Consider the following 13,054-nt stretch of genomic DNA (forward strand, 5'->3'; position numbering starts at 1 on the left):
TCAGCCCGGATTGGGACGCGGTGTTCGCCGCGCACGACCCGCGACCGGTCGACCTGCCGACCTACGCCTTCGACCGCCGCCGCTACTGGCTCGACGTTCCGGAACGGCCCTCGCCGGTCGTGGACCCGGTCGACGCCGAGTTCTGGGCCGCCGTGGAGCGCGCGGACCTGCCCTCGCTGGCCGGCGAGCTGGCCGTCCCCGAGGACGAGCTGGGCGCGGTGCTGCCCGCGCTGACGTCGTGGCGACGCCGGCGGCGGGAGAGCTCGATCGTCGACTCGTGGCGTTACGAAATCGGCTGGCGGCCGGCGGCCGCCGCTGGAGGCATGGTCCTCACCGGGCACTGGCTCGTCGTCACCAGCGGCCACGTCCCGGACCGGATCCTCGAGGGCACGCGGGAAGCCCTGCGCGGCAAGGGAATCGACGCGACGGTCCTGCCGGTCACCGAGGTCGACCGCGACTCTCTCGCGAAGTTGCTCGGCGACTTGGACGTGCCACCGGACGGCATCGTCTCGCTGCTCGCGCACGACGAGCGTCCGCACCCCGCGTTTTCCTCGGTGTCGCTCGGGCTGTGCGGTACGACGGCGCTGATCCAGGCGCTGGGCGACGCTGGCATCGACGCGCCGCTGTGGCTGACGACGTCGGGCGCGGTGTCGACCGGCCCCGGCGACCGCGTCGACCACCCGGCGCAGGCCCAGGTGTGGGGGCTGGCACGCGTCGCGCGGATCGAGCACCCCGAACGCTGGGGCGGCGTCGCCGACCTGCCCGAGGCGTTCGACGAGCCGGCGCGCGAGGCGTTCGCCGAGGCCCTCGGCGGCACCGAGCGGGCCGTCGCCGTGCGCACCGCGGGCACGTTCGTCCCGCGACTGACGCGGGCGGCGGGCAAGACCACCGGCCCGGACGCCGGCTGGGCGGCCGGCGGCCGGGTGCTGATCACCGGCGGCACCGGCGCCCTCGGTGCCCGGGTCGCCCGGTGGGCCGCCGAGAACGGTGCCGAGCACCTGATCCTCGTGAGCCGGCGCGGCCCCGGCGCCCCGGAGGCCGAGGCCCTCCGGGCCGAACTGACCGGCCTCGGCGCCGAGGTCACCATCGCGGCCTGCGACGTGGCCGACCGCGAGCAGCTCGCCGGACTGGTGCGCGACAGCACCGCCGCCGGCCCGCTCACCGCGGTCGTCCACACGGCGGGCGTGCTCGACGACGGCGTGCTCGACTCGCTCACCCCGGATCGGTTCGAGCACGTGCTGCGGCCGAAGGTCGCCGCGGCACGGAACCTGCACGAGCTGACCGCGGACCTCGACCTGGCCGCGTTTGTGCTGTTCTCTTCGGCCGCCGGCACGCTCGGCAACGCCGGGCAGGCGAACTACGCGGCGGCGAACGCCTACCTCGACGCGCTGGCCGCGCACCGCCGCGGCTTGGGGCTGGCGGCCTGTTCCGTCGCCTGGGGACAGTGGGGCGGCGGCGGCCTCGCGGAGCAGAGCACGCGGCGGGAAGCGTTGCGCCGCGGCGGTTCCTCGCCGATGGATCCGGCGACGGCGCTCGCCGCGCTGCACCGGGTGCTGGCCGACGACGCGGAGTTCGCGCTCGTCGCCGACGTGGACTGGGCCCGGGCCGCCGCGGATGCGGCCGACTCGCTGGTCGCCGACCTGCCCGAGGTCAAGCGGGCCCGGCAGGCCGCGCCGCCCACGCGGCGGGACGAGCCGGGCCGCCTCGCCGGCCTGGCGCCCGAACAGCGGGCACCGGCGCTGCTCGACCTCGTGCGTTCGGCGGCCGCCGCCGTGCTCGGCTACCGCACGCCGGCGGAGGTGCCCGTCGATCGCGCGCTGCGCGACCTCGGCTTCGACTCCGTCACCGCGATGGAGCTGCGCAACCGGCTCGCCGCGGCGACCGGTCTCCGGCTGCCCAGCACCCTCGTGTTCGACCACCCGTCCGCCGGAGCGCTCGCCGGGTACCTCGGCGCCGAGCTGTTCGGCGGCCCCGAGACCGCCGAGGACGGCGAGGAAGCGCGGCTGCGCGCCGCGCTCGCGTCGATCCCGCTGGCCCGGCTGCGTTCGGCCGGACTGGCCGACCTGCTGCTCGGCCTCGCCGAGGGCGGCGACCCCACCGACCGGAAGAACCAGAACGGCGAGGACGGGGACGCGGCCGTGCCGGTGGACTCGATCGACGACATGGACGCCGACCGGCTCATCGCGCTGGCCCTGGACGGCGGCGCCGCCGGACCAGCCTCGTGAGCCCGAACCCGCGACCGACCCCGCGTGCCGATACGGAGAAACCGATGCCGAACCCCGCTGACAAGATCGTCGAGGCGCTGCGTGCTTCGCTCAAGGAGGTCGAGCGGCTGCGCGAACAGAACCGGGAGCTGGTCACCGCCTCGAACGCGCCGATCGCGATCGTCGGGATGAGCTGCCGGTTCCCCGGCGGGATCGGCTCGCCCGAAGACCTGTGGGAGGTGCTCGCCGAGGGCCGCGACGTCATCTCCGGCTTCCCCGCCGACCGCGGCTGGGACCTCGGCTCGCTCTCCGGGCCGGGGCACGCCCGCGGCGGCGGGTTCCTCTACGACGCGGCGGACTTCGACGCCGGGTTCTTCGGGATCGCGCCGCGGGACGCGCTCGCCATGGACCCGCAGCAGCGGCTGCTGCTCGAAGGCGCGTGGGAAGTGCTGGAGCGGGCCGGGATCGACCCGGCGAGCCTGCGCGGCAGCCGGACCGGGGTGTTCGTCGGGCTGATGACCCAGTACTACGCCTACGTCCGGCGGGACTGGGACCAGGACCTGGCCGGCCGGTTCCTCGCGGGCAACGCCTCGTCGGTCGCCTCGGGCCGGCTCTCCTACACCTTCGGCTTCGAAGGTCCCGCGATCACGGTGGACACCGCGTGCTCGTCGTCGCTGGTGGCACTGCACCTGGCCGCGCAGGCGCTCCGCCAGGGCGAGTGCTCGCTGGCGCTGGCCGGCGGGGTCACGGTGATGGCCACCCCCGGTGCGTTCCAGGAGTTCAGCGAGCAGGGCGGCCTCTCGCCGGACGGCCGCTGCCGGGCGTTCGCGGCGGCGGCGAACGGGACGGGCTGGAGCGAGGGCATCGGGATGCTCGCGCTCGAACGGCTCACCGACGCGCGGCGCAACGGTCATCAGGTGCTCGCCGTCGTCCGCGGATCGGCGGTGAACCAGGACGGCGCCTCGAACGGCCTCACCGCACCGAGCGGCCCCTCGCAGCGCAGGATGATCACCGCGGCGCTCGACAACGCGGGTCTCAAACCGGCCGACATCGACTTCGTCGAGGCCCACGGCACCGGCACCACCCTCGGCGACCCGATCGAGGCGCACGCACTGCTGGCCACCTACGGCAAGGACCGGCCGGCGGGCCACCCCCTGCGGCTGGGCGCCGTCAAGTCGAACCTCGGGCACACCCAGGCCGCCGCCGGCGTCGCCGGGGTGATCAAGACCGTGCTCGCGATGCGGCACCGGCAGCTGCCGAAGACGCTGCACGTGGACGAGCCGTCCCGGCAGGTCGACTGGTCGGCGGGGGACGTGCGGCTGCTCACCGAGGCCGAGCCGTGGCCGGAAACGGGCAAGCCGGCCCGGGCCGGGGTGTCGGCGTTCGGCGTCGGCGGCACGAACGCCCACGTCGTGCTCGAGCAGGCTCCGGACGAGGAAGCGGAGGCCGGGGTCACCACCGGGTCTCCGGTGGTGCCGTGGCTGCTCTCGGGCAGGACCGCGGACGCCTTGCGGGCCCAGGCGGGTGCCTTGGTGCCGGCTGTGGGCACCCAAGACCCGGTCGCGGTGGGTTCCGCGCTGGCCTCGACGCGCGCGCGGCTGGAGCACCGCGCGGTGGTACTGGCCGATGACCGGGCCGCGGCGCTGGCGGCGCTGGCGGCTGGTGAGCCGGTTCCGGGTGTGGTGTCGGGTGTCGTGGCGGAGGGGAGTTCGGCGTTTCTCTTCTCCGGTCAGGGTGCGCAGCGGCTGGGTGCGGGCCGCGAGCTGTATGACACCTTCCCGGTGTTCGCCGATGTGGTGGATGCGGTGTCCGCGCAGGTGGACGGTCTGCGTGAAGTGATGTTCGGCGAAGATGCCGAGCTGCTGAATCAGACGAGGTATGCGCAGGCGGCGTTGTTCGCCATTGAGGTCGGTTTGTTCCGGCTGGTCGAGTCGTGGGGTGTGACACCCGGCTTCCTGGTCGGGCATTCGATCGGGGAGCTGGCGGCGGCACATTGTGCGGGCGTGTTGTCGTTGGAGGACGCGGGTGCCTTGGTGGCGGCTCGTGGCCGGTTGATGCAGGCGTTGCCTCCGGGTGGGGTGATGGTGGCGGTGCAGGCCACGGAGGCGGAGGTATTGCCGCTGCTGGTCGAAGGTGTGTCGATCGCGGCGGTGAACGGCCCGTCGTCAGTGGTGCTCTCCGGTGATGAGGACGCGGTCGACTCGGTGGTCGAGCAGTTCGAGGGCCGGAAGACTCGTCGGTTGCCGGTGAGTCATGCGTTCCATTCGGCGCGGATGGAGCCGATGCTGGCGGAGTTCCGCCGGGTCGCGGAAACGCTGACCTACCACGCTCCCACGATTCCCGTTGTGTCGAACGTGACCGGAACACTGGCGGAGGAGTTGACCTCGCCGGAGTACTGGGTCCGGCACGTGCGCGGAACGGTCCGGTTCCACGACGGTGTCGGCTACCTGGCCGAGCAGGGCGTGACCCGGTTCCTGGAACTCGGACCCGACGGCGTGCTGACCGCGATGGCGGCGGAATCCGTCGAAGGCACGCTGGTTTCGGCCGTGCGCAGAGACCGTGCCGAGGCGGAGAGCCTCCTGAGCGCGGTGGCGTCCCTGTACGTCGCCGGGCACGAAGTGGACTGGGCGAAGCTGTTCACCGGCACCGCCCGGGTCGACCTGCCCACCTACGCCTTCCAGCACCAGCGCTACTGGCCGGACGCCGACGACACCGCCGCGCCGGTCGACTTCGCGCCGGGCACCGTCGTCGACGACGCTTTCTGGAGCGCCGTCGACCGCGCCGACCTCGACACCCTTGCGGAAACCCTGGAACTGTCCTCGCCCGAGCAGCGGTCGTCGCTCGAAGCGATGGCCCCCGCGCTCGCGTCGTGGCGCCGGCGCACCCAAACGGCGTCCACAGTGGAATCCTGGAACTACCGGGTCCGGTGGAAGCCGGTGCTCCAGGCGCGCGCCGACAAGGTCGAACTGCCGGGCCGCTGGCTGCTCGTGGTGCCGCCCGCCGAGACAGCCGCGGGCCTCGTCGCCGACGTCGAGGAAGCGCTGCGCGAGCACGGCGCCGAAGTCGTGCGCGTCGAGCAGGTTCCCGGCGAACCGGACCGCCTCCGCGACGTGGCCGCCGACGCGGCCGGCGTCCTCTCCCTGCTCGCGCTGGACGAAACCCCCACCGGCGACGCCGAAGTCTCCCGCGGGCTCGCGGGCACCCTCACCCTGATCCAGGCGCTCGGCGACGCCGGTGTCACGGCGCCGCTGTGGTGCGCGACGAGCGGCGCGGTCTCCGTCGGCCGGTCGGACCGGCCGGCCCACCCCGGGCAGGCGGCGACGTGGGGTCTCGGCCGCAGCGCCGCCCTGGAGCACCCGGACCGCTGGGGCGGGCTGATCGACCTGCCCGAGACCCTCGGCCGCCGGGACCGCGCCCGGCTCGCGGCGGCCCTGCGTGGCATCGGTGACGAGGACCAGCTCGCCGTCCGGCCCTCGGGCACGCTGGTCCGCCGCCTCGTCCCCGCCACGGACGCCAGCCCGGAGCCGACCGGAGGCTGGCAGCCCGCGGGGACCACGCTGATCACCGGCGGCACCGGCGGTCTCGGCGCGCTCCTCGCCCGGTCGCTCGCGGAGCGCGGTGCCGAACACCTCGTGCTGGCCGGCCGCCGCGGTCGCGACGCGGCCGGCGCCGCCGAGCTCGAAGCCGAACTGAGCGCGCTCGGCAGCGACGTCACCATCGCCGCCTGCGACGTGGCGGACCGCGACGCGGTCGCCGAGCTGCTGGCCCGCATCGACACCGAGGACCGGCCGCTGCGCTCGGTGATGCACGCCGCGGGGGCCACCCGGTTCACCGCGCTCGCCGAGACGACCGTGGCCGAGCTGGCCGGCCTGCTGGCGGGCAAGGCCGGCGGCGCGCGGCACCTCGACGAGCTCCTCGCCGGCCGGGAGCTGGACGCGTTCGTCCTCTTCTCGTCGATCGCGGGCGTGTGGGGCAGCGGCAACCAGGGCGCCTACGCGGCGGCGAACGCGGTCCTCGACGCACTGGCCACCGACCGCCGCGGCCGTGGTCTCGCCGCGACGTCGATCGCCTGGGGACCGTGGTCGAGCGCCGGCATGGCCGCCGACGACGCGACCGAGGCCGAACTGCGGCGGCGCGGGCTCGCCGCGATGCCGCCGTCGCTCGCCCTCACCGCGCTCTTGAACGCCACCGGCCGCACCGAGCCCGCGCCGGTCGTCGCCGACGTCGACTGGCCTGCGTTCGTCACCGGATTCACCTCGGCCCGGCCGAGCGCGCTGCTCGCGGACCTGCCGGCGGCCCGGGAACCCTCGGCCGGCGCCACTCCGGGGCAGCCGTCCTCGTGGCGCGACGAACTGACGGCCCTCCCCGCGCCCGAGCGGGAACGGCGGCTGCTCGACCTCGTGTGCGCCGAAGCGGCCGCGGCCCTCGGGCACGCCTCGGCGGACGCGGTCGACTCCGCACGCGCGTTCCGCGACCTCGGTTTCGACTCGCTGTCCGCGGTGGAGCTGCGCAACCGGCTCGCCGCGGTCACCGGGCTCGAACTCGGCGTCGGCCTCGTCTTCGACCACCCGACCCCCGCCGAGCTGGCCCGGCACCTGCGGGCCGAGCTGGACGGGGCGATCGAGGACCGGCCGGTGGCTGCCCCCGTGACCAAAGCCGGTACGGACGACGAGATCGCCATCGTGTCGATGGCCTGCCGCTTCCCCGGCGGGGTGGGCTCGCCGGAAGACCTCTGGCAGCTGGTGTCCGAGGGAGCCGACGCGGTGGCCGGCTTCCCGGTCGACCGCGGCTGGGACCTGGCGGGGCTCTACGACCCCGGCTCCACCAGGCCGGGCACCACGTACGCGAACACCGGCGGCTTCCTGTACGACGCCGGCGAGTTCGACCCGCTGTTCTTCGGCATCTCGCCGCGCGAGGCACTGGCGATGGACCCGCAGCAGCGGCTGTTGCTCGAAGTGTGCTGGGAAGCGGCCGAGCGGGCCGGCATCCCGCCGGCCACGCTGCGCGGCGGCACCGGCGGGGTGTTCATCGGTGCCTCGTCGTCCGGGTACGCGGCGGGCGCGTGGGACCCCACCGACGAAGCGACGGCGCACCTGCTCACCGGCACGTCGTCGGCGGCGTTGTCCGGCCGGATCGCCTACACCTTCGGCATGGAGGGGCCGGCCGTCACGGTCGACACGGCGTGCTCCTCCTCGCTGGTGGCGCTGCACCTCGCGGCGCAGGCGCTGCGGCAGGGCGAGTGCTCGCTGGCCGTGGTCGGCGGCGTGACCGTGATGGCGGGGCCGGGCGGGTTCATCGAGTTCAGCCGGCAGGGCGGGCTGGCGAGGGACGGCCGCTGCAAGCCGTTCTCGGCCGCCGCCGACGGCACCGGCTGGGGCGAGGGCGTCGGCGTCCTGCTCGTCGAGCGGCTTTCGGACGCGCGGCGCAACGGGCATCCGGTGCTCGCCGTCGTCAAGGGCTCCGCGGTGAACTCCGACGGCGCGTCCAACGGCCTGACCGCCCCCAACGGGCCGTCGCAGCAGCGGGTGATCCGCCAGGCGCTCGCGAACGCGGGCCTCGAACCGTCCGATGTGGACGCCGTCGAGGCGCACGGGACGGGCACCACGCTCGGCGACCCGATCGAGGCGGAGGCGCTCCTGGCGACCTACGGCCGGGACCGGGACGTTCCGCAGTGGATCGGTTCGGTCAAATCGAACCTCGGGCACACCCAGTCCGCGGCCGGCGTCGCCGGGATCATCAAGATGGTGCTCGCGATGCGGCACGGGGTCCTGCCGAAGTCGCTGCACGCGGAGACGGCGACCCCGCACGTCGACTGGTCCGCCGGCAACGTGCGGCTGCTGACCGAGGCGCGGGACTGGCCCGAGACGCACCGGCCGCGCCGGGCCGCCGTGTCGTCCTTCGGCCTCAGCGGAACGAACGGCCACGTCGTCCTCGAACAGGCGCCCGAGGAGCCGGCCCGGCCCGAGGCCGCGGCCGCGGGTTCGCTCGTTCCGCTGGTGGTGTCGGGCCGTGGTGGTGCGGCTCTGCGGGCACAGGCGGCTCGCCTGCTGTCGTTCGTGGACGGTCGTCCGGAGCTGGGTCTGGCCGAGCTGGGTGCGGCGCTGGTGTCGTCGCGGGCGGTGTTCGAGGACCGTGCGGTGGTGCTGGCGGCCGACCGGTCGGAGGCACTGGCAGGCCTGGCTTCTCTGGCTGCCGGTGAGTCGGCGGCCGGTGTCGCGTCGGGTGGTCGTTCGGCGTTTCTCTTCTCGGGTCAGGGTGCCCAGCGGTTGGGAGCCGGGCGGGAGTTGTATGACGCGTTGCCGGTGTTCGCGGACGTCGTGGACGCGGTCTGTGCGCATGTGGACGGTGAGCTGGATCGTCCTCTGCGTGAGGTCATGTTCGGTGACGACGCCGAGCTGCTGAATCAGACGGTGTACACCCAGGCGGCGTTGTTCGCCGTCGAGGTGGGTTTGTTCCGCCTGGTCGAGTCCTGGGGGATGACCCCGGATTTCCTGGTGGGGCACTCGATCGGCGAGCTGGCGGCGGCGCACGTCGCAGGCGTGTGGTCGTTGGAAGATGCGTGTGCGTTGGTCGCTGCGCGTGGCCGGTTGATGCAAGCTTTGCCCACCGGCGGAGCAATGGTCGCGGTGCAGGCTACCGAGGCCGAAGTGCTGCCGCTGCTGGTCGAAGGCGTGTCGGTGGCCGCGGTGAACGGCCCGTCATCGGTGGTGCTCTCCGGTGACGAGGACGCGGTCGCCTCGGTGGTCAAGCAGTTCGAGGGCCGCAAAACTCGTCGGCTGTCGGTGAGTCACGCGTTCCATTCGGCGCGGATGGAGCCGATGCTGGCGGAGTTCCGCCGGGTGGCGGAATCGTTGACTTATCACGCCCCTTCGATCCCGGTCGTCTCCAACGTCACTGGGACACTCGCCGAAGAACTGACCTCGCCGGAGTATTGGGTCCGGCATGTGCGGGGGACGGTCCGGTTCCACGACGGTGTCAGCTATCTGGCCGAGCGCGGGGTGACCCGGTTCCTGGAGCTGGGTCCGGACGGCGTGTTGACCGCGATGGCGGCGGAATCCGTCGAAGGCACGGTGGTGTCGGCGCTGCGGAAGGACCGGGCCGAGGAAGAGAACCTGCTGACGGCGATGGCCTCGCTGTACGTCGCCGGGCAGGACGTCGACTGGTCGGCGCTGTTCACCGGCACCGCCCGGATCGACCTGCCCACTTATGCCTTCCAGCACCAGCGCTACTGGATCGACGCCGCTCCGGCCGGCCGGGCCGCGACCACCGCGGAATCCACGTACTACGAGGAGCGGTGGCAGCCGGTCGCCGGGCGCACCGCCGAACCCGGGTCGTCCTGGCTGCTCGCCGCCGCCGAGGACGAGGTCGCCGGCCGGATCGCGGAAGACCTGGCCCAGCAGGGCATCGGGGCCAGGATCGTGCCGGTGGGACCGGGTGACGAGCCACTCGCTCTCGCTGAGCGGCTGCGGGACGCAGCCGGCGGCGAGCCGGTCGCCGGAATCCTGTCGCTCGCCGCTTTCGACCCCGCGGCCGGGCTCACGGCCACCACGGTGCTGCTCCGCGCGCTCGACGACGCCGGCCTCGGCGCCCCGCTGTGGTGCGCCACCACGGGAGCCGTCTCGGTCGGGGCCGCCGACGACGTCCGGAACCCCGAGCAGAACGGGATCTGGGGCCTCGGGCGGGTCGCCGCGATGGAGCGGCCGGACCAGTGGGGCGGGCTCGTCGACCTCCCGGAACGGATCGACACCGGCGCGGTCGCCGTCCTGGCCGGCGTGCTGACCGCCCCCGGCGGCGAGGACCAGTTCGCGATCCGCGACGCGGGGTTGTTCGTGCGCCGGCTCGCCCACGCCGAACTCGCCGACCCGCCCGAAGCCGGGCCGTGGCGGCCGAGCGGGACGGTCCTCGTCGTCGGCGGCACCGGCGCGCTCGGCGCGCAGACCGCCAAGTGGGCCGCCCGCACGGGCGCCGCGCACCTCCTGCTCACCAGCCGGCGCGGGCCCGGCGCGCCCGGCGTGCCCGAGCTGACGGCCGAGCTCGAGGAGCTCGGGGCCGAGGTCACCGTCGCCGCCTGCGACGCGGCCGACCGGACCGCGCTCGGCGAGCTGCTGGCCGGCATCCCCGAGCGGCACCCGCTGACCGCGGTCGTCCACGCGGCCGGCGTCGTCGACGACGGGGTGCTCGCGTCGCTGACGCCCGAGCGGCTCGCCGGCGTCCTCGGCCCGAAGGTCGACGCCGCCCGCCACCTCGACGAGCTGACCGACGCCCTCGACCTCGACGCGTTCGTGCTGTTCTCGTCGTTCGCGGGCACGTTCGGCGGGCCGGGGCAGGGTGCCTACGCCGCCGCGAACGCCACCCTCGACGCGCTCGCGCAAGCCCGCCGCGCCCGGGGCCGGCGTGCGACCGCGATCGCCTGGGGGCCGTGGGCCGGCGGCGGGATGGCCGCCGAGCAGTCGGCCGCCGAACGGCGGCACCGCACCGGCATGACCCCGCTGACGCCCGAAACGGCGTTCACCGCCCTGCAGCGCGCGGTGACCGACGGCCGGCCGCTGCTCGCCGTCGTCGACGTCGACTGGTCGCGGATACCGCCGGTCCCGCTGGTCGCCGACCTGCCGGAAGTCGCCGCGGCGGCCGAGCGGGCGAGGTCCGCGACCGCCGAGCCGGCGCTGCGCCGCGAACTGGCGGGGCTCTCGGCGAACGAGCGGACCCGCCGGGTCCGCGAGCTGGTCGCCGCGCAGGTCGCGCGGGTGCTCGGCTTCGCGTCCGGAGACGACATCGGCGTGTCCAAGCCGTTCTCCGACCTCGGCTTCGACTCGCTGACCGCGATCGAGCTGCGCAACGCGCTCGGCGCCGCGGCCGGGCTGAGCCTGCCCGCGACGCTGATCTACGACTACCCGACCACCGCGGCCCTCGCGGACCACCTGCGCGACGAGCTCACCGGCACCGCCGCCGAGGAAAACCCGGTCGTCGCGGCCGCCGCCGCCGACGAGCCGATCGCCATCGTCGGGATGAGCTGCCGGTTCCCCGGCGGCGTCGACTCGCCGGAGTCGCTGTGGCGGCTGCTGGCCGAGGGCACCGACGCGATCGCGCCGTTCCCCGCCGAACGCGGCTGGGACCTCGAATCGCTGTACGACCCGGACCCGGACCACGCCGGCACCTCGTACGTGCGGGAGGGCGGCTTCCTCAGCGGCGTCGCGGACTTCGACCCGGCGTTCTTCGAGATCTCGCCGCGCGAGGCGCTGGCGATGGACCCGCAGCAACGGCTGCTGCTGGAAACCGCGTGGGAGACGATCGAACGGGCCGGGATCGACCCGCGGTCGCTCAAGGGCAGCCGCACCGGCGTCTTCGCGGGCACCAACGGCCAGGACTACGGCTCGCTGCTGCACCATTCGGAAGACCGCGTCGACGGCTACCTGGCCACCGGCAGCTCGGCCAGCGTGGTGTCGGGACGGCTCTCCTACACCCTCGGTCTCGAAGGGCCGGCGGTGACGGTGGACACGGCGTGCTCGGCGTCGCTGGTGGCCCTGCATCTCGCCGCGCAGGCGTTGCGCGGCGGCGAGTGCGACCTGGCGCTCGCCGGCGGTGCGACCGTCATGTCGACGCCGTCGGTGTTCATGGAGTTCAGCCGGCAGCGCGGGCTCTCGACGGACGGCCGCTGCAAGCCGTTCTCCGACGACGCCGACGGCACCGCGTGGGGCGAAGGCGTCGGGGTGCTGCTGGTCGAGCGGCTGTCGGACGCGCGCCGCAACGGACACCCGGTGCTGGCCGTCGTCCGCGGTTCGGCGGTGAACCAGGACGGCGCGTCGAACGGCCTGACCGCGCCGAACGGCCCTTCCCAGCGGCGGGTCATCCGCCAGGCGCTCGCGAACGCCGGGCTCGAACCGTCCGATGTGGACGTCGTCGAGGCGCACGGGACCGGGACGACGCTGGGCGACCCGATCGAGGCGCAGGCGTTGCTCGCCACCTACGGGCAGGACCGGACCGCGCCGCTGTGGCTCGGGTCGATCAAGTCGAACATCGGGCACACCCAGGCCGCCGCCGGCGTGGCGGGCGTGATGAAGATGGTGCTCGCCCTGCACCACGGGACGTTGCCGCGGACGCTGCACGTCACCGAGCCCTCGTCGCACGTGGACTGGTCGGCGGGTTCGGTCGAGCTGCTGACCGGCTCGCGGGAGTGGGCGCCGGGCGAGCGGGCCCGGCGGGCCGGGATCTCCTCGTTCGGCGTGAGCGGCACGAACGCGCACGTCATCGTGGAGGAACCGCCCGCGGCCGAGGCGCCCGAGAGCGACGGCGGCTCCCGCCCGGTCGTGGCCTGGCCGCTGTCGGCCCGCTCCGATGACGCGTTGCGTGCCCAGGCCGGATCGCTGGCTTCGCGGCTCGCCGACCGGGCCGACCGCCCGGTGGACGTGGGCTTCTCGCTGGCGACCGCGCGGTCTTCCTTCGAGCGCCGCGCCGTCGTGGTGGGCGCCGACCCGGCCGGGTTGCTGGCCGGCGTGACGGCGCTCGCCGAGGGCAGGGCGGGCGCGGTGGAAGGCAGCGCGGACGTCGACGGCCGGACGGTCTTCGTGTTCCCGGGTCAGGGCGCGCAGTGGGTCGAAATGGCGCTGGAGCTGGTGGAGTCTTCGCCGGTGTTCGCGGCGCGGATGGCGGAGTGCGCGGAGGCGCTGGGGCAATTTGTCGACTGGTCGCTTCTCGACGTGCTCGCCGATGCGGAGATGTTGGCTCGGGTCGATGTGGTGCAGCCGGTGTCGTTCGCGGTGATGGTGTCGCTGGCGGCGTTGTGGCGGTCCTACGGGATCGAGCCGGACGCCGTGGTCGGCCATTCGCAGGGTGAGATCGCCGCGGCGTGTGTG

At 74.4% G+C, this 13,054-nt stretch carries 1 protein-coding gene and 1 pseudogene; both read left to right on the forward strand.

All coding sequences use genetic code 11. From position 1 onward, the window contains the following. Window positions 1-2,225, forward strand: a 2,225-nt coding sequence (locus C2L58_RS27610) for an SDR family NAD(P)-dependent oxidoreductase (RefSeq protein ID WP_146073693.1), incomplete at its 5' end; no start/stop codon positions are given. A gap of 71 nt (window positions 2,226-2,296) precedes the next feature. Beyond that, window positions 2,297-13,054 (forward strand): annotated as a pseudogene (locus C2L58_RS27615) (type I polyketide synthase); the annotation flags it as partial.

Origin of the sequence: Amycolatopsis sp. CA-126428, assembly GCF_002904335.1 — a bacterium.
In the GTDB taxonomy this organism is placed as follows: domain Bacteria; phylum Actinomycetota; class Actinomycetes; order Mycobacteriales; family Pseudonocardiaceae; genus Amycolatopsis.